This is a genomic window from Citrobacter braakii (assembly GCF_009648935.1).
GTDB lineage: Bacteria > Pseudomonadota > Gammaproteobacteria > Enterobacterales > Enterobacteriaceae > Citrobacter > Citrobacter braakii.
On record NZ_CP045771.1, the window covers coordinates 291,274 to 309,652 of the forward strand.

The following is an 18,379-nucleotide window of genomic DNA, read 5'->3' on the forward strand; positions in this document are numbered from 1 at the left end:
GGAGAGGGGTGAATCCTATTTCAACACGCCCTGCTGCGTTACAACCCACTGTTCACTGGTGGTAATCGGTTTGTCATCTCGGCATGATGTCGCAGGTGTTCCACTAATTTGACAGCTGCGATTATTTTAGCGGAGAACCGCAGCAGAAATAACCTCGCAGATGCCCGGTGGCGCTACACTTACCGGGCCTGGAAATTCCGCTTCCCGTAGACCGGATCAGGCACAGCCGCCATCCGGCACTCACAGTCCCTGCATATTCTGACTATTTCTTATTTTGCTCGCGCAGCATCGCTTCGCGCAAAATGGCATTAAGGCGCGTCTGATATCCTTTTCCTGGGCGTTTCAGCCACTCCATCACATCGGCATCAATGCGCACCGACGCCTGCGTTTTCAACGGACGAAAAAACTTACCGCGAATGGCCTCTGACCACTGCTTATCCTCGGTCACGGGAATGTCGCTGTAATCAATATCATCGTCCGGTTTATTCGCCAGCGCCTTCAGTTCAGCCTCATGCTGAGCACTCAGCGCGGATACGCTGCCGCGTTTATGTTTAACTATGCTCATAACGATTCCTCTCTTTACGATCTGCCTTTCTGGCACTGATGATACGAATGACTTCAAAGCCACTTTCAAACCTAACGCTATGGGCAACCAGAATAACCACAATGCCATGAACAAGACCGATGGTCTGCCAGCGATACTCACTGTTCTCATACCGATCCTGCCGCGACAGATGTTGGGGATCGTCGAAAACCAATATTGCGTCCTCAAAGCGAACACCATGTTTACGGTGGTTACTTTGTGCCTTGTTTGCATCCCACTCAAACTCCATTGGCATGTATTTTATCCCTAATTGTATATACAAAAATGTATCTACAATTATCTTATGATTATAGCGAAATTGTTGGAAATAACATCACATTTTGCTTTTAATAGAGTGAAGTTAGTAGGCCGGATAAGGCGCAGCCGCCATCCGGCACTGGCAGTTTTCATTCCGATAAGTGATTCATCCCATGGAATTTTTCATCTGGTATGGCAAGCTATTGCCATTGCACTCGTTAAGGGACCAACGTGAAAAAGTACAAAGTGATTACCCCGCTTTTTCCAACTTATGATCAGACCCGAGCCATGATGAATGCCGTGGCTGGATGTTCAGTCAAAGCGGTGCGTAATATGATCACCGCCATTCAGGAGCAAACGGGTACGCCACAAAACCCGGTTGACTGGTCAGAGCCGGATAACTGGATTAAAGAACGGCTCAGCGGCGAAGATGCCAAAATAGCCTGGCAGATCTGGAAGATGGATAACCATATTCTCAACCCCCGCCACAGCTATGGCTGCTACATGTTTATCAATAACCCTTTGTTCGATCTTATGCAGACCCACGAAGACGGCGGCTGGTACCCCAGCGAACAGGGGCGATTATTTCTGGATAACGATGAAGCCACACTGCGTAAACTCGACGATACAGAAGGCATGTTGCAACTACTGGAACTGCTCGCCGGCCGGGAGCAGGCCAGACGCGCTGATCTGCTACCCGAGTGGCAGGCATTCTTACATCAGCACTCAAAATTTGCCTCCCCCAGTTCAGTCAAAACTACGCTCTACGCCCGGCTGTACAACCTGGTCGAGCGCGATCTGGTAGCCCGTGAAGGGATGAGCTACAAAATTACCGAGGCTGGCCGAAAATGGCTCGGTAAGGCACTGCCTGAACGTCGAACCGATCCACGTAAGGAGTTGCTGGATGCGGTAAAACGCTATAACCAGCAGCAAAAAGAGCTATTGCGCGACCAGCTCTCCACCATGAATCCGTACAAATTTGAACATCTGGTGGCTCAGCTACTTGAAACAATGGGCTACGAGCAGGTTGAAGTGACCAAAGCCTCCGGCGATAAAGGCGTGGATGTGATTGGTAAGGTTCAGGTGGGCATCACCACCATTACCGAAGTGGTGCAGGTAAAACGGATGCAGAACACCATCACGCGCCCGTATATCGACCAGCTACGCGGCGCACTGCCTTACCACAAAGCCATTCGCGGCACGCTGATCACTACCGGTAAGTTCGCCGCTAAGTGTGCAGAAGCGGCGCTGTTCCCAGGCGCCGCGCCGATTACCTTAATCGACGGCGATCGCCTGCTGGAGCTGTTGATTGAAAACAACGTCGGCATTCGACGCAGCAACGCAGTGGAATTGCTGGATGTGGATTTACAGCTGTTTGATGAGCTGGAGATTGAATAACGTGCCAGACGCTGTAGCACAGCCATTTCTGTTCATGGCTTGCATAACAATATTGTGTAAAATCAGAGCAATCTCATTATCGGTTGAGAACGGACATGGCTGACCTGAACCTGAGTACCCTGACGGAAGCAGACATCATCACCAAACGCGTAATGCCCGCCATCCTTGGCGCTGGCTGGAACGACACAACGCAAATCAGACAAGAGGTCAAACTCCGGGACGGCAAAGTCGCGTTATCCGGATTACACGCATGTTCCGGCAATTATTATGAAAGGCCAGTGGCTGGAGGCAGCCGGTTTCGCCACCGGCTGCAAATTCGATGTCAGAGTGATGCCCGGCTGAATTGTGCTGACGGCCAAGCTGCCGGAACCGGAAGAACCGGCGTTACTGCAGTCGCTGCGTCGGGTGTGCAAGCTGTCCGCGCGTAAGCAACAGCAGGTGCAGGAGTTTATCGACGTGATTTCGGCGAAGCCTGTCAGGCAGAAATAACCGCCCGGATGCCAGACGGCGCTCATGAGTATAAGCGCCGTGTATTGATTACATTACAGCTCTGGGTAACATCATTTTATCCGGAGCCGTTTACTCAAGACCCTAAGCGATAATCCCAATCATCATAGTGGACTATATTCCCATCATGATAGTGCCAGGTAATCTTCTTGTAACGGAGCTGAGCAAGTTCAAGATGGGTCTGTTTTTCGTAATAAGGATCTTTAACATCGTGCATCAGTGAAAAAAGCGTAACGACTTTCACATTTTCCAGGGTTATCGTAAAATAGACCTCTTCCTGACCAGCATAATTTATTCGATAGAGGTCAATAGCCGCTTTCCTTAATGTTTCTCCGGTACTTAATGATTTGTACAAAAGCACACTAGAAGCATCAATTTCCTTTTCAATTAAAAATGGACGATGTTGGCGTTTATTCAACACCCTCCCATTATGCAAATCAGAGTTGTAGCTCACATTATGATACAGACCTAAAATCTCGATCTAATTTTCACGGTCTTTTACCATTACACTACCTTTGATAATATTACCAGCATCATCGATTAATGACATATATCCGGGGATAGCCATTTATAAATCCTTGTTAAATGGAATAGAATTCTCAACATTATTGATCATAACCGCAATACACCGCTTCCCTTCTGTCGTTTTGACCTTATACATTTCCCTGATGGAATTAACAAATAGCTTATTCATTTCTTCTTCTGACTCAGGGTAAGAGGTAAATGCGCATATCTGCTCAATATTCAGCAATGGTCTGTTATCGTTAAGGATAGCCAGAACACCGACTGGGTTATGTGGAATGGCTTCAGAGACCGCCCCCTGTAAATCTTCCGCCGTACTGGCATCAACTCCGGATTCAAGAGCACTTGCTACCGTTAACCAGTCATTATTACCTTTGCTAATTTCAGGAATAATATGGTTCCACCATTCTGACTCACTGCCATCATAAAGTTCGTGTACAACGGTATTTGCTCCTTTTTCATTTATCATCTGCAGAAGCTGTGCTGCAGTATGCACTGCAGCACAGGGAGCACCCGAAAGAATAAATAGAAAGGAGATAAAAATAAATTTCATTATCTTACCACCAAAATTGTGTCACCCGAATCGTAAATGGTTTGGCGCTTATCTTGTCCATTCATAATGATACATACTGCAGATGCCGTTCCCGGTGGCTGCCCTTTTTTATCACCATGAATTTCGAAATGATCTCTGCCAAAAGTATTTGTCCCTGCAATAGGTTCGAGGATAATAGCGGAGGGACTTTTATGATTATTCCATCCAGCAATAAAATAAACGCCTCGTGGAATGGGGTCCTTGTTACGTATGTGTTCACAGTTCGGTTTATCCTTTGATTCACCAGCACCACTGTAGCAATAAGCAATTAATTTACCGTTATGGCTCAGTATACCTGTCGATACTTTATATTCCCATGTCATATGATTTACATCCTTTAAAATATAATAATTATGCTTATCATATTTAATTGTAAAATTAAATATATTCATAAAGTCACAATTATTAAAATTCAAAATATTTATAATTCATACATCTTTATTTCTCGAACAAATAAATCGTATTCTGAATAATTAGATAACGGGGAAGCAGCAGGCAATCTGAAAACACCCGGTGGCACGACGCTTACCGGGTCTACAAATTCTGCTTCTCATAGGCCGGATAAGGCGCAGCCGCCATCCGGCACTCACTCCCCACTCACTCGGTAATCACAAACCGCGTCGCGGTAAAGCAGTTCAAAACCCGGTGTACCAGAAATACCATCGTTAGCGTTGCCACCAGCGCGACGGTAACAGAGGTGATGCGGTATAAATCGCTGAACACCAGATCGCTGTCCGGATGCAGGTTCTGGCCGAACATAATCCCGATGGTGGTGATACTGGCAAAACCCACCCCCGCGCCGACTTTTTCCATTACGTGCAGGCGGGCGCTGAACGCCAGCCCGAGGCCGATCAGCGGCATCATCAGCAGCATATGGTTGCTGAAATCATAGATAAGCAGCTGCACCAATAGAATATACAGGCAGGCCAGCACCACGCCGACCACGCGCCAGAGCGAGCTCAACACCGCGCCGCGATAGTGCATAGGAAACAGGATCAAAATGCCCGCCATCAGTGCCGACAGCGAATCGCTCAAATCACAGATCTGGAAGACAACAAAAATCATCGTCGCCACCGTACCGGAAAGCAGCGACTCGTGGTGCACCCGGGCGGCATCTTTCTCAATGCGCGGCGGTAGCTGGCGGGGTTCCACGTCCGGGATCAGATAATGCAGCAGCGCACTCAGCGCCACCGCCATGATGCAGGCTTCCATATTGGAGAACATCAGCGTATGCCAGTTGGTGGTGGGATAGCTCATAAAGTTGAGCATCGTGCTCTGACACACCACGCCCATCGAACCAAGCAGAAACAGCGGCCCTTTGCTCATCAAGCGAAAACGCATCACATACAGGCCAAACACCACCAGCGTCATAATCAGCGGCCACTGTGAAAGATAGCCGACGATTAGCACCATTTCGACACAGTTCACCGCCGCGCTGAACACGAACTGTTTTGCCACATGGCGGTTGAACACCGGCACCAGCGACAGCAGCATCAGCGGATAAACCACAAAAAATACGCCGTACTGTACGGTGTAGAAGGTCGAGATACTCAGTGCTATCGTCCCGGCAACGGAGATACGCAAGGTCTGGCGAAAATCATTGGCGGTGTAGACAATGTTCCCATGCGGCGTAAAGACGTGGGCCAGAGTGTTAATAGACATAATGCAGCCAGCTGACGAGGTGGATCTGCGCCCCGGCAAAGGTACGGGCGAACATCCCCTCACTGTTATACAGCTGCACCGTGGCGCGCGCCCCGGTCGGTAACGGCGTGTCGAGCGGTTCGTTCAGTGCTACGTGAATGCGCATACGCTGGGCATCGCGCACCCAGCGGGTGGACTGTTCCGGTTGCGACAGCAGACCGTTAACCTGTTCCTGACCCGCCAGAATACCGGCATCGCTGCTGGTGACGCGGGCAGAGAAAACTTTGCCCGGCAAGGCGTCGAACACCACGGCGGCATCGGTATCTACCCGAGTGTGGCGCAGGCTTTTCTCGCGAAAGTCGGCCACGATATCGGTCTGATGGCTGACCAGCGCCAGCAGCGGCGTGGCCGCAGTAGCGTAAAGTCCGGGACTAAGCTGAAGGTTACTCACCGTACCGTCGGTCTGTGCATACACTTTGCTCCAACCGAGGTTCAGCTGTGCCTCTTCCAGCGCATTACGGTATTTTTGCAGCGTCACGTTACGCTTGTCATCGCGCTCGCCGCGCTGGATCAGCAGGTTCTGAATGCTGGCATTCAGCGCCGCCACCGACTGCTCGCTGGTTTGCCAGGCGGTACGCACCTTGTCGAGATCGGATTGCGACACGTTCTGCATGGTGGCCAGGCGCTGATAGCGGTCAAAGGTGGTCTTATCGTTACGGGCGTTGAATTGCGCGGTACGCAGGTTGGCGCGCGCGGAGGCTATCTGCGCATCCAGCTGTTGATTGCTCAACTTCGCCTGCTCAAGGGCGATTTGCGCAGCCTCGACCTTATTGATAAACGGCGTCGGATCCAGTTCATACAGAAAATCACCCTTCTTCACCTGGCTATTATTGTGTACATGCACCTGCGAGACGTAACCGGATACGCGTGAAGAAACAGGCGTTACCACGCGCATCACCGTGGAGTCCGGCGTCAGCGGGATCCAGATATCGGCAACGATAAACCAGGCGAATATTACCAGGAAAGCGGCAATACTCACCCTTACCCAACGGGCAAATTTTTGTTCTGGGGTCATCATAGTTTTTAGTGTTGATTGTCTTCTTCGCGGATTGTCCGCAAATTGCAGGCGAGTTGATTTAAGGTCGCGCTGAATAAGGCAAGCTCCGCTTCAGGAATGGTGCAGGTGACGCGATGTTGATATGTCTCAATCACCCGGTTAAGTTCTTCAAGCCTTGAGCGGCCTTGCGCGGTCAGCGTTAGCAGACGGATGCGTTTGTCATAAGGCGATGTGGAACGCAGCAGATATCCCTGCTTTTCCAGTTGCGAAAGGGTGCGCATCAGCGGCGGCAGTTCAATGCCCTGCATTTGTGCCAGTTCACTGACCGAGACGTTGTCTCCCAGTTGATACAGTTGCATCAGTACCGTCCAGCTTGACTGCGTCAGGCCAGTATCGGTGATGGCAGCATCAATAATGGCTCGCCACTGGCGCACCACCATTGCCATGCGCATCCCCATCGGACGGCGGGCAAACAGTTCATCTTCCGTCATCTTACTTTCCCCTCATCGCTGAGAAGAAAATAATACTTATCAGGATAAGTATCAAGAAACAGGCTATCCAGAAGCATGAATTGATAAATAATGTGAATACAAAAGAGGCCGGGTGATAACCCTCCAGCCTCTGTCGATGGAAGAAAATCACTCTATCTGATCGCGTCGCAGCCCGACGTCCCGCAGCCGCTCATTACTCATCTGTTGCAATACGCGCCGCGTTTGCGCCCGTAACCTCCACGCCTTATATGCCCGCCAGATCAGAACAAACCCAATAAATGGCTGCTTTGCTTTATTCTCATGAAATTCCATACCTTGCCTCCCCGCCTTGTCTGAGGCTTTATCTTCACGGATTTGGCCCTAAGCAATACAGACTCACAAAGTACTTTTATTTAACATACAGATTGGTTAAAAAGAGTTCTGCATCGCTTTTTTCACGCCAATCTGTACTGGTTTTTTAATCTGTATGGTACCCATGAGGTATACAGCATGACGCGTTATCAACATCTGGCCAATCTGCTGGCCGAACGCATTGAGCAGGGGTTGTATCGCCATGGCGAAAAACTGCCTTCGGTACGTAACCTGAGTCAGGAACACGGGGTCAGTATCAGCACCGTCCAGCAGGCGTATCAGATGCTGGAACAGCGGCAACTGATCACCCCGCAGCCGCGTTCCGGTTATTTTGTCGCCCCGCAAAAAGCGCTGCCGCCCGTACCGCCGATGTCACGCCCGGTGCAGCGTCCGGTCGAGATAACGCAGTGGGATCTGGTGCTGGATATGCTAAAAGGGCATAGCGATAAATCTGTGATCCCCTTCAGCAGCGGCGCGCCAGATGTCAGTCAACCGAGCTTGAAACCGCTCTGGCGCGAGCTCAGCCGCGTAGTGCAGCATAATCTGAAGGCGGTGCTGGGGTACGACAAGCTTCCCGGCAGCCAGGATCTGCGCCAGCAGATCGCCCGTCTGATGCTGGACAGCGGTTCAGTCCTCAACGCCGATGATATTGTGATAACCAACGGGAGCCAGAGCGGAATGTCGCTGGCGCTGCTGGCGGTTTGTCAGCCAGGGGACATTGTCGCCGTTGAATCCCCCACCTACTACGGCACAATGCAGCTACTGCGCGGCCTGGGGATCAAGGTGATTGAGATTCCAACCGATCCGGATACCGGGATCAGCATTGAAGCGCTGGAGCTGGCGCTGGATCAGTGGCCGATCAAAGGCGTGCTGCTGGTTCCCAACTGCAACAACCCTCTCGGGTTCATTATGCCGGATGCGCGTAAGCGGGCGGTGCTCGCCCTCGCCCAGCGTCACGATATCGTCATTTTTGAAGATGATGTGTATGGCGAACTGGCCACAGAGTATCCGCGCCCGCGTACGATCCACTCCTGGGACAGTGACGGCCGGGTAATACTCTGCAGTTCGTTTACCAAATCCGTAGCCCCAGGACTGCGCGTGGGTTGGGTGGTTCCCGGTCGCTATTACAACAAACTGCTACACATGAAGTACGCCGTCATTGGTACTAACGTTCCCGCTACGCAGCTGGCAGCAGCCTCCTTTGTGCGCGAAGGTCATTACCATCGGCATATCCGGCGTATGCGCCAGATTTATCAGCGTAATATGGAGATCTACACCTGCTGGGTACGGGAATATTTTCCCTGCGGGATCTGCGTCACCCGACCGAAAGGCGGCTTTATGCTGTGGGTCGAGCTGCCGCTCCAGGTCGATATGGTCTGCGTCGCTAAGCAGCTCTGTCGCCTGAAAATCCAGGTCGCACCGGGATCGCTGTTCTCCGCATCCGGAAAGTATCGCAACTGCGTACGCATCAACTGCGCGTTGCCGCCAAACGAGAAGCATCAGGAAGTGATGCAAAAGCTCGGCGAGGCGGTAAAGATGGCGATAGAGTAAACCGGACCGCCCGGTGATTTCGGCCAGACGATTATGCGAGTTAAGTCATATCTAATGACTTAAACCCTGAATATCTTCTGCGGAAAGCCGGGTAATTTTTTGTACCGTGCAGATATCAATACCGTCTGCCAGCATGGTGTGGGCAATACGGAGCGCCTCATCAAGTCGCCCTTCTATAAGCCCTTCTTGTCGTCCTTCCTGTAACCCTTCCAGCCTGCCTTTTTGTAGCCCTGCCTCATGCAATCTGTCGGCGATCGTCATCAAGTGCTCCTTATGCTGCGGTGAACGTTCGGCAACCTCACGAATAAACTCACTGAATCGAGGTGCATCGCCAGTTCGTAAAATATAATTAAACAGCGTCTTTATCTGGCTGTCATTAGTCAGTCCGGTAAGTAGCAGGGAAACAATTTGCTCGACCAGCCCCATAAGGTCGCGCTGACGAATATGTTTTTGGATTAACTCCAGCAGCGCCATACGTCGATGATGCACAATTTCGTCATCCGGGATAACCGTAATATCCACCAGCGGAAACGCCACAGCATACAGCTGACGAGCCAGCTTCGGGTTGGCAAACTCGTCCAGCCAGCATAGGGAATAAGGATATGGGCTTTTCGCACCGTGATAGAACAACATCGGCACCACCAGCGGTAATTGCTGATGCCCGGCATCTAAATGCTTCTGCATGGCCGCTACCGCGTAACGCATCAACCTGAATGCCATATGCGCATCCGGTGTGCTTTGGTGTTCAATCACCACATAAACATAGCCATCACCTTCCGTCGTTTTCACGGACCACAACACATCGGAATAGTGCGCACGTAAATCCTCTTCAATGAAACTATCCGGCTTGAGTTTCAGCGTCTGAAAATCGCAAAGGTCGCGCAGCGAAGCGGGAAGATGTATTTGTAGAAAATCCCGAGCTGTCTCAGGGTGGCGCAAAAACGTTTTAAAGACCGCATCATGCGGGGTGGAAGTCGGTGCTTTGTTCATGGCGATCCATCACCTGGAAATAAGATGCCGTGACTGTAGCGCTGGTAAACCACACTCTCACCTGTAACGTTCTCTCTTTGCGAGGCGATTTCCGGGATAAAAACGCCCCTTTGTAACGTCTGCATTTGTCTGGAACGTATCACGCAGAATCACGACCTCAATGCACATTCCCGCTTTTTCACCGCAGGGCCTGTGCTATAACAAATCATCACTTTCATGGAGGACACGATGTGACGCATACCCGGGATATTCCACAATCGTTCTGGCGTGATGAGCAACTGCCGTGGCTGGAGCTGCGCAGCACCTGGCGCAGCAAGCAGGCCTATAAGCGCCATCACCACTCTCAGCTCTCGATTGGGGCAATTCTCGAGGGAGGAACCTGCTGCCTGTGCGATGACAAGGAATACCATCTGAAGGTGGGCGATCTCATTGTGATCCCACCACTGGCACCTCACAGCTGTAATCCCGTCAACGGGCAATTTCGCAGCTATCACATGCTTTATCTTGATGCCCGGTGGTGTCTTGCCCATCTGTCTGCGCTGAACAGCAATCAACGGCTTTGCACGCGCACTCCTGTTATCCGCGATCCGCAATTATTCCAGTGCTACATGCACCTTGTGGCGCTCATGCCGCAACGGCAAACGACGCAGATAACTGATGCCGCACAAGCATTGCTGCGCTCGCTGCCATTGCAGTCGGTAACACCGGAAAACCTAAGCGTCACCAGCCAGTATCTGCGCGAGCGGTTGCAGTCCAGTCTGCACTCCCCACCCTCGCTGGATGAGCTGGCAGATGAGTGTCACATGCGTAAAGAGACGCTGATTCGGACCTTTAAGCAGGACATCGGGCTGACGCCGGGAAATTATCTGAACATGATGCGGATTGACTATGCCCGTCAGCGGTTACGGGCCGGGGACGAGATTGTCGATGTCGGCTACCAGAGCGGGTTTGCCGACCAGAGCCATTTCCATCGCACCTTTGTTCGCTACACAGCAGCCACACCGCGCCAGTACGCATTGGGACGATCAATATCAGACAATAATTAGCGTTGCGTCAGGCGTACGCTGATCTCTGTTTCATTTTCTGAGGTCGCTATGTCGCTGCTTGCTGAACTTTTTCCGTCTGCTTTTCCCGCGCTGGCGCTGGCGCATTTTGTTGCACTACTCAGCCCAGGGCCGGACTTCTTTTTACTGGTCGGTTACGCCGTACGTTACCGGATGCGCGGCAGCGCCGGGCTGTGCGTGGGGATCGCCATCGGCAACGGGCTGTATATCCTGCTGGCGATTATTGGTTGGGGGATCCTGCGCCAGCTTCCCCTGCTGTTTACGGTTATTGAGCTGCTGGGCGCGCTCTATTTATTATGGATTGGCAGCCTACTGATACGCAGCCGCCCGCAAACCCTGACCGGAGCAGACGCCCAGTCTACCTGTCCAGGATTTGGCAAACAGCTGCTGCTGGGATTAGGTTCGTCGCTGCTCAACCCAAAAAATGCGCTGTTCTATCTGGCGCTGATGACCGCCCTGCTCGGCCCGTCGGTGACGCTGCTGCAACAAACCATGAGCGGGATCTGGATGACCAGCGTGGTGTTGTTCTGGGATCTGCTGATCGTGATGTTCATCGGCTTACCGCAGATCCAGCGACGGTTAACCCGAGGGATCGTGTGGATCGAGCGTATCGCCGGCGGCGTATTGATCATCTTCGGTTGTGCAATCGCGCTGCGATTTTTGCAGAGCGTCACTTTCTGATAAGCGTGACGATTTTCTGCAAATAAAGCGGATAAACTCGTTTAATTAATATCCAATCCGCATTACACTTTGGGTGGCTATTATCCATTCAACCAATTCTTCCCGAGGTGCGATGTGCTGATTGTTACCTGTAATCGTTACGTTTTCTGACCCGAGTCTGAAAACGTTTCTCCTGTTTGCGCCTCGCGCAGGCAGCGTTTTTGATTACATGAAATTCAGTACATTTGCAGTCTGCTTTTTTCTGTCATCGGTCTGACGTCTCAAAGACGGTATTGAATTTCGCTATTCCCGTTGAGGGTTTTCTCCCGAAAAGGAGCTGTTTTATGCAACGGATTCTCGCGTTTTTCTCCCAACGCACCACGACGCTATTTTTTCCTGTCGCGTTGATTTTATATGACTTCGCCGCTTATCTGTCGACGGACCTGATCCAGCCAGGCATCATCAATGTGGTGCGTGATTTCAACGCCGACGTCAGCCTGGCCCCCGCTGCGGTGAGCCTCTATCTGGCTGGCGGCATGGCGCTGCAATGGCTGCTGGGACCGCTCTCCGACCGGATTGGCCGTCGACCGGTGCTGATTGCGGGGGCGTTAATTTTTACGCTCGCCTGCGCTGCCACGCTATTGACCACCTCAATGACGCAATTTCTGGTCGCCCGATTTGTACAGGGCACCAGCATCTGCTTTATCGCTACCGTTGGCTATGTCACGGTTCAGGAGGCGTTTGGGCAAACGAAGGCCATAAAGTTAATGGCGATAATCACCTCCATTGTGCTGGTTGCGCCAGTTATCGGCCCGCTCTCCGGCGCAGCGCTGATGCACTTTGTACACTGGAAAGTCCTGTTCGCCATTATCGCCGCCATGGGGCTTATCGCCCTGATTGGGCTAGCGTTAGCAATGCCGGAAACCGTTAAGCGCGGCGCGGTGCCGTTCAGTGCACGCGGCGTACTGCGTGATTTCCGCGACGTTTTCCGCAACCGGGTGTTCTTGTTTGGCGCAGCCACGCTGTCGCTAAGCTATATCCCGATGATGAGCTGGGTGGCGGTCTCGCCGGTGATCCTGATCGACGCTGGCGGTATGAGCACATCAGAGTTCGCCTGGGCGCAGGCACCGGTGTTTGGCGCGGTGATCGTCGCCAATATGGTGGTTGTTCGTTTTGTGAAGGATCCAACCCAGCCACGTTTTATCTGGCGGGCGGCACCCATTCAACTGAGCGGACTGGCGGTGCTGATTGCCGGCAATTTGCTGTGGCCGCACGTCTGGCTGTGGTCGGTGCTGGGAACCAGCCTGTATGCGTTTGGCATTGGTATGATCTTTCCGACGCTGTTCCGCTTTACGCTGTTTTCCAACAACTTACCGAAGGGTACGGTCTCGGCGTCGCTGAATATGGTCATCCTGACGGTGATGGCGGTTTCTGTCGAAATCGGACGTTGGCTGTGGTTTAACGGCGGCAGGATTTCGTTTCATCTGTTGGCGGTTGCGGCGGGTATTGCTGTCGTCTTTACCCTGGCAGGCTTACTGAAACGGGTTCGCCAGCATGAAACAACAACGTTAGCCACTGAAAACTAACCAGCCGGATGGCACTGACGCTTATCCGGCCTGTGTCGTAGTGATAGGCCGGATAAGGCGCCTGCGCCGCATCCGGCAACCATCACATTATCTTAAGCAATGCGCGCAAACCCTGCTTCCAGATCGGCAATCAGGTCGCCAATATCCTCAAGGCCAATATGCACCCTGACCAGGGTGCCGCTGAAATCCACCTCTCCGGCTGGGCGAATGCTGTTCAGCTCTTCTGGCTGATTCGCCAGAATAAGCGACTCAAATCCGCCCCACGAATAGGCCATATGGAACAGCGAGAAGTTATCGAGGAAATTCGCCATCTGCTCGTCGGTCAGTCTCTTTTTCAGCACAAACGAGAACAGGCCTGAGCTTCCGGCAAAGTCACGCTGAAAATACTCGTGCCCCGGGCATTCCGGTAATGCCGGATGATTCACCCGCGCCACTTCCGGCCTTGCCGACAGCCAGCGGGCAATATGGATACTGCTCTCCTGATGCTGCTTAAGACGTACCGCCAGGGTGCGCAATCCGCGGCTGCCGTTGTAGGCCGTATCGGCATCCAGCGTTTGCCCCATCAAATAGGAGTTCTCGCGCAGACGATCCCAACAACGCGCGTTGGACACCGCCGTGCCCAGCATGCCATCCGAATGACCGATGGTGTACTTCGTTCCCGCCTGAATGGAAATATCCACGCCATATTCCAGCGCTTTGAACAGTACGCCCGCCGCCCAGGTGTTGTCGATCATAATGACAATCTCCGGATTAACCGCGCGGATAGCTTTCACCATCCCCGGTACATCCTGGACTTCCATGGTGATCGAACTTGGCGATTCGAGGAATACAACTTTCGTTTCCGGACGCAGAAGATCAACGATACCAGCACCAATCAACGGATCGTAATACGTTGTTTCCACATTGAATTTACTCAGGATCTTATTGCAAAAATCCTGGGTTGGCTCGTAGGCCGCGCCCGTCATCAAAATATGATCGCCACCCTGGACAAACGCCAGAATCGCATTGGTCACCGCCGCAGCGCCGCACGGGTAAAGCGCGCAGCCAACGCCGCCTTCCAGTTCGCTCATTGCCTTCTGGAAGGCAAAGTGGGTGTAGGTTCCGCGACGACCGTAAAACAGCTCGCCATTTGCGCGATTGGCGGTGGCAAATTTTTTGTCTTTCACGGTATCAAACACCAGCGAAGAGGCGCGCTGGATAACCGGATTCACCGCTCCCTGGGTGTAGCGTTTGTCGCGACCCGCAACAACCAATTGCGTCTCAAGCTTCATTGCGTCTTTCATAACATCTCCTGTTCTTAATCCGTGTGAAACCTATACCACCGCAGCAGTAGAGTTTATTTCAGTGTTGGTCTGCTTTTTTCCAGCGAACCGTTCAACAATCTGCGCCGCATTCAAATCATGGATAACGTTAATCAGTGTGGCAGGCGCATCGGTAATCGTGCCCAGCACTACCAACATCGGGATCGCTTCCATTGGCAGGCCCAGCGTAGTGACGATAAAGATTTCACCGAGGAATGCCCCGCCCGGTACGCCGCCGACGATAATGGCGGAGAGCACCGCAATCAGCATGGTCAGGAAGAAGGTCTCGGTGGTGAACTCCATGCCCAGCACGGAATAGATAAAGACAATTTTCAGCGCGGCAATCATCGCCACGCCACCTTTGTTCAGGTTAACCAGTAACGGAATGGAGACATCAACGATTTCCGGGTTAATCCCCATCGCCTTACCGGCACGCAGCGTCACCGGGAGAGTCCCCAGCGAAGAGCAAGTCCCCAGCGCAGTCGCAGACGGTTCAATCGCATTACGCCAGAAGGCTTTGACCGCCGGAATACCGCCGCCAATATACGAATAGAGAATCGAGCCAAAAACAAAGTAGACCAGCGTGGCCACCATGAACAGGCCGATGGCGCGAGCAAAGGTTAACAGCAGTGCAGAGTCCTGACTGGCCATAGTGGCAGCGAAATAGCAGCCCAGGCCAATCGGTGCGACCTTCATAATGATCGAGACGATCTTCATGATCACGGTATTGGCATCTTCCAGCAGCGACGCAATGCGCTTACCGGCCTGATCCGATTGACCAATCGCCACACCAGCAATAATCGCCATCACAATCAGCGCCAGAATATTGGACTTAGAAAACAGTCCGATAAAGTCGCTGGTCGTGATCATGCTGACAAAATCCATCTTACCGCTGCCCGCCTGCACCGACTGCGAAAGATCGATAGTGACGCCCTGCGCCGGGTTATACCATAGCGCCAGCGCGACGATCCCGGCAGCCGGAATAAAGGCCATTGCGATCGAAACAATAAAGATAATCGCCATAATGCGCCCCAGCCTTTTCAGGTCGGTCATACTGGCGATCGAAGACATGACGCTGATCCCCACCAGCGGCACAATAATCATAAATAGCAGATTTAAGAATATCTGGCCGATTGGCTGGAGTTTACTTGCAAACGAGGGGGCATAAATACCTAATAAGCCGCCAATCACCAGAGCAACTAATAAAATAATCGACGATCTGTAGGGTTCGAGTCGTGACCACATAATCGGTACCTTTAGAATAATATTTAATGAGATTAAATTCACAATGTGATGAGTTTCCGTTTCGCCTCCTTTTATTTTGTGACGTAACTCACCTAAGTTGTTATTTTTTCATTTTGCCAGCAAGTTGTTTCCTGTGATTCAATAGTTGCATGTTTAAAACGCGAATGTAACGGCCTATTCGTACCGTTTTTGCAAATCACTTGTGAATAAAAGGAAACTATGAGTACGCCGATTTCACTCAAGCATCTGGAGTTTTTCATTAAAATCGTCGACTGCGGAGGATTATCAGAAGCCGCGGTGCAGCTCAACGTCTCGCCATCTGCGGTCAGCAAAAGCCTGGCAGCAATGGAAGATACGTTAGGCACGACATTAATTAAACGTACCACCCGCAGTATTACCCTGACCGATGCCGGGCAATATCTCTTTAACCGCGCCAATAAGCTTTTGAAAGAATTCGATGAAACGCTGAATACCACCTCCGGTTATTACCACAGCCCGCAGGGTGAATTACGCATAACCTGCTCAATTGCATTTGGTTATTCCCGGCTGGTGAACCTGGTGGATAAATATCGTTCCCAGTTCCCAGATGTGAATCTGTATATCGATCTCAACGATAACTTCGTGAATCTGAACGAAACGGATTTCGACATCGCCCTGCGTATCTCCACCGCACCACCGCAGAACTACGCAATGCGCAAGCTGGTGCCTGTCCGCTGGGCGTACTGCGCCTCACCCGGCTACCTTGCCAAAAAAGGCATGCCCCAGCGTCGTAGCGATCTGGTCAATCATGATTGCCTGGTTTACCCAGGTCTCACGCCGGTGCTGAAGGTGGCGGATGAACAGGATCGTCTGCATCAGTTAAAACTGCATATGCCTATCCAGGCCAACAGCAGTCTGGTATTGCTGAAATCGGTGTTAGAAGATCAGGGAGTGGCGTATTTGCCCACCTATCTGATTGGCGATCATATTCAAAAAGAAGAGATAACGCCGCTGATGCTCGACGGCACCATCACCTGCGAAACCCACGCCCTGTATGCGCTCTATTTTCCCAGTAAGTACAGCAATCCGAAGGTGCGATCGTTTATCGATTTTCTGGTGGCGGAACTCGACCCCTTACCCGCCTGGGACAACTGGATCCCGGAGTAATCTTTGCACGTCTGAAAATGGGAGGCGCTCCACATTTTTTGCGCGATCCCCCCGTCTGGCTCTATCCTTAAGCCTATGAATAAAATTGCTGAACTCAAACGCGCCAAGCGACTGGCGCTCTCATTGCTGCTGATTGCCGCCGCTACCTTCGTCATCACGCTGTTTCTGCCGCCTAACTTCTGGGTGCTCGGGATCAAAGCGATCGCCGAAGCGGCGATGGTCGGCGCGCTGGCGGACTGGTTCGCCGTGGTGGCGCTTTTTCGTCGGGTACCAATCCCGTTCATCTCGCAACATACGGCGATTATCCCGCGCAATAAGGATCGGATCGGGGAGAATCTCGGTCAGTTTGTGCAGGAAAAATTTCTCGACACCCAGTCCCTGATCGCCCTGATCCGCCGCCATGAACCGGCGTTGTTGATCGGTAACTGGTTCAGCCAGCCGGAAAACGCCCAGCGAATTGGCCAGCATCTGCTGCAGATCATGAGCGGTTTTCTCGAACTCACCGACGACGCCCGCATTCAGCGGCTGATCAAGCGGGCAGTGCACAAAGCCATCGACAAGGTCGATCTCTCCGGTACCAGCGCGCTGATGCTGGAAAGCATGACCAAAAACAACCGCCATCAGGTGTTGCTCGACACATTGATCGCCCAACTTATCGCCCTGCTCCAGCGCGACAGCTCGCGGGCGTTTATCGCCCGACAGATCGTGCACTGGCTGGAGACCGAGCATCCGCTGAAAGCGAAGATCCTGCCGACTGAATGGCTGGGCGAGCACAGCGCCGAACTGGTGTCTGATGCCGTTAATTCCTTACTGGATGACATCAGCCACGATCGGGCGCATCAGATCCGCCACGCCTTCGATCGCGCCACGTTTAAGCTAATCGATAAGCTCAAACACGATCCGGAGATGGCCGTGCGGGCCGAAAGCATGAAAAACTATCTGAAGGAAGACGAAGCCTTCAACCGTTATCTTGGCGAACTGTGGGCAGACCTGCGCCAGTGGGTGAAAACCGACATTAACGCTGACGATTCGCGCGTGAAGCAGCGCATCGCCAGCGCCGGACAGTGGTTCGGCGAAACACTGGTTGCCGACAGCGCCCTGCGCGCCTCACTGAATGGGCATCTGGAGCAGGCCGCGTATAAAGTTGCGCCGGAGTTCGCCACCTTCCTGACGCGCCACATCAGCGACACGGTGAAAAGCTGGGATGCGCGCGATATGTCGCAGCAAATTGAGCTAAACATCGGCAAAGATTTACAGTTTATCCGCATCAACGGCACGCTGGTCGGCGGTTCTATTGGGCTGGTGTTATATCTGTTGTCGCAAATTCCTTCCCTGCTGACGCTGGCGAATTTTTAAGGAGAAAGTAAAATTCCTGTTTTTATTTTACCTTTCATTATCATTTGCACATGTAATATAACAATTATCAAACTAACAGC

Annotated in this window: 18 protein-coding genes and 3 pseudogenes; 9 read left to right on the plus strand and 12 right to left on the minus strand. The window is 52.1% G+C overall.

Annotated features, from left to right (window positions below; translation table 11 throughout):
* Window positions 1–262: 262 nt before the first annotated feature.
* Together GFC06_RS01295 and GFC06_RS01300 are read right to left on the minus strand one after the other, a co-directional pair.
* Window positions 263–565 (minus strand): BrnA antitoxin family protein, encoded by a 303-nt coding sequence (locus GFC06_RS01295; RefSeq protein WP_016155614.1) that lies wholly within the window; start codon window positions 563–565, stop codon window positions 263–265.
* Complete coding sequence (locus GFC06_RS01300; RefSeq protein ID WP_049282566.1) at window positions 552–839, minus strand: BrnT family toxin; 288 nt, start codon at window positions 837–839, stop codon at window positions 552–554. Before GFC06_RS01300 ends, GFC06_RS01295 begins: the two co-directional genes overlap by 14 nt.
* A 233-nt stretch (window positions 840–1,072) precedes the next feature.
* Between GFC06_RS01300 and GFC06_RS01305 the strand changes: the two genes are divergently transcribed.
* The 3 genes and pseudogenes from GFC06_RS01305 to symE all read left to right on the plus strand — a co-directional run bounded on the left by GFC06_RS01305 (window position 1,073) and on the right by symE (window position 2,728).
* Window positions 1,073–2,239, plus strand: a complete 1,167-nt coding sequence (locus tag GFC06_RS01305; RefSeq protein ID WP_019078303.1) for a restriction endonuclease — start codon at window positions 1,073–1,075, stop codon at window positions 2,237–2,239.
* A gap of 95 nt (window positions 2,240–2,334) precedes the next feature.
* A pseudogene (locus GFC06_RS23295) lies at window positions 2,335–2,481 on the plus strand (type I restriction endonuclease); the annotation flags it as partial.
* A pseudogene (symE, locus tag GFC06_RS01310) lies at window positions 2,411–2,728 on the plus strand (endoribonuclease SymE). The pseudogenes GFC06_RS23295 and symE, both read left to right, overlap by 71 nt.
* A 94-nt stretch (window positions 2,729–2,822) precedes the next feature.
* On the opposite strand, the pseudogene tssD reads toward symE, so the two are convergent.
* From tssD to GFC06_RS01345, 7 genes and pseudogenes are all read right to left on the minus strand, one after another.
* A pseudogene (gene tssD, locus GFC06_RS01315) lies at window positions 2,823–3,314 on the minus strand (type VI secretion system tube protein TssD).
* Entirely contained in the window at window positions 3,315–3,821 is a 507-nt protein-coding gene (locus GFC06_RS01320) for a hypothetical protein (RefSeq protein WP_049282567.1), read from the minus strand.
* Window positions 3,821–4,252 (minus strand): tlde1 domain-containing protein, encoded by a 432-nt coding sequence (locus GFC06_RS01325; protein WP_228522538.1) that lies wholly within the window; start codon window positions 4,250–4,252, stop codon window positions 3,821–3,823. The genes GFC06_RS01320 and GFC06_RS01325 overlap by 1 nt, the downstream gene beginning before the upstream one ends.
* Before the next feature lie 205 nt (window positions 4,253–4,457).
* Entirely contained in the window at window positions 4,458–5,522 is a 1,065-nt protein-coding gene (locus GFC06_RS01330; RefSeq protein ID WP_153689755.1) for a DUF2955 domain-containing protein, read from the minus strand.
* A complete protein-coding gene (locus tag GFC06_RS01335) occupies window positions 5,512–6,579 on the minus strand; it encodes an HlyD family secretion protein (RefSeq protein ID WP_047500784.1) in 1,068 nt (355 codons plus the stop codon). Before GFC06_RS01335 ends, GFC06_RS01330 begins: the two co-directional genes overlap by 11 nt.
* 5 nt (window positions 6,580–6,584) lie before the next feature.
* The gene (locus tag GFC06_RS01340) at window positions 6,585–7,049 is read right to left on the minus strand and encodes a MarR family transcriptional regulator (RefSeq protein ID WP_141875872.1); all 465 of its coding nucleotides are present in this window, start codon (window positions 7,047–7,049) and stop codon (window positions 6,585–6,587) included.
* A gap of 147 nt (window positions 7,050–7,196) precedes the next feature.
* Window positions 7,197–7,361 carry a DUF1127 domain-containing protein gene (locus GFC06_RS01345; RefSeq protein WP_064484482.1) on the minus strand — a complete coding sequence of 55 codons (165 nt, stop codon included), beginning with the start codon at window positions 7,359–7,361 and terminating at the stop codon, window positions 7,197–7,199.
* A 177-nt stretch (window positions 7,362–7,538) separates the two neighbouring features.
* On the opposite strand from GFC06_RS01345, the gene GFC06_RS01350 reads away from it, so the two are divergent.
* Complete coding sequence (locus tag GFC06_RS01350; RefSeq protein ID WP_047358390.1) at window positions 7,539–8,951, plus strand: aminotransferase-like domain-containing protein; 1,413 nt, start codon at window positions 7,539–7,541, stop codon at window positions 8,949–8,951.
* Between the two features lie 51 nt (window positions 8,952–9,002).
* Here the strand turns inward: GFC06_RS01350 and GFC06_RS01355 are convergent, their stop codons facing one another.
* A complete protein-coding gene (locus GFC06_RS01355; RefSeq protein WP_153689756.1) occupies window positions 9,003–9,941 on the minus strand; it encodes an Rpn family recombination-promoting nuclease/putative transposase in 939 nt (312 codons plus the stop codon).
* A 230-nt stretch (window positions 9,942–10,171) separates the two neighbouring features.
* Here GFC06_RS01355 and GFC06_RS01360 point away from each other — a divergent pair, with 230 nt between their 5' ends.
* The 3 genes from GFC06_RS01360 (at window position 10,172) to mdtM (ending at window position 13,251) form a co-directional block, all read left to right on the plus strand.
* Window positions 10,172–10,987 carry a helix-turn-helix transcriptional regulator gene (locus GFC06_RS01360; RefSeq protein WP_153689757.1) on the plus strand — a complete coding sequence of 272 codons (816 nt, stop codon included), beginning with the start codon at window positions 10,172–10,174 and terminating at the stop codon, window positions 10,985–10,987.
* Window positions 10,988–11,035: 48 nt separating this feature from the next.
* Complete coding sequence (locus tag GFC06_RS01365; RefSeq protein WP_141875870.1) at window positions 11,036–11,686, plus strand: LysE family translocator; 651 nt, start codon at window positions 11,036–11,038, stop codon at window positions 11,684–11,686.
* 323 nt (window positions 11,687–12,009) lie between these two features.
* Complete coding sequence (gene mdtM, locus GFC06_RS01370) at window positions 12,010–13,251, plus strand: multidrug efflux MFS transporter MdtM (protein ID WP_016151565.1); 1,242 nt, start codon at window positions 12,010–12,012, stop codon at window positions 13,249–13,251.
* 92 nt (window positions 13,252–13,343) lie between these two features.
* Here the strand turns inward: mdtM and metC are convergent, their stop codons facing one another.
* Both metC and GFC06_RS01380 read right to left on the minus strand, forming a co-directional pair.
* The gene (metC, locus tag GFC06_RS01375; protein ID WP_016155600.1) at window positions 13,344–14,534 is read right to left on the minus strand and encodes a cystathionine beta-lyase; all 1,191 of its coding nucleotides are present in this window, start codon (window positions 14,532–14,534) and stop codon (window positions 13,344–13,346) included.
* A gap of 30 nt (window positions 14,535–14,564) precedes the next feature.
* Entirely contained in the window at window positions 14,565–15,797 is a 1,233-nt protein-coding gene (locus GFC06_RS01380; RefSeq protein ID WP_003019196.1) for a dicarboxylate/amino acid:cation symporter, read from the minus strand.
* 219 nt (window positions 15,798–16,016) lie between these two features.
* Between GFC06_RS01380 and GFC06_RS01385 the strand changes: the two genes are divergently transcribed.
* Together GFC06_RS01385 and GFC06_RS01390 are read left to right on the plus strand one after the other, a co-directional pair.
* Window positions 16,017–16,943 carry a LysR family transcriptional regulator gene (locus GFC06_RS01385; protein ID WP_153689758.1) on the plus strand — a complete coding sequence of 309 codons (927 nt, stop codon included), beginning with the start codon at window positions 16,017–16,019 and terminating at the stop codon, window positions 16,941–16,943.
* Window positions 16,944–17,018: 75 nt separating this feature from the next.
* Complete coding sequence (locus GFC06_RS01390; protein WP_016151562.1) at window positions 17,019–18,299, plus strand: DUF445 domain-containing protein; 1,281 nt, start codon at window positions 17,019–17,021, stop codon at window positions 18,297–18,299.
* Window positions 18,300–18,379 lie beyond the last annotated feature (80 nt).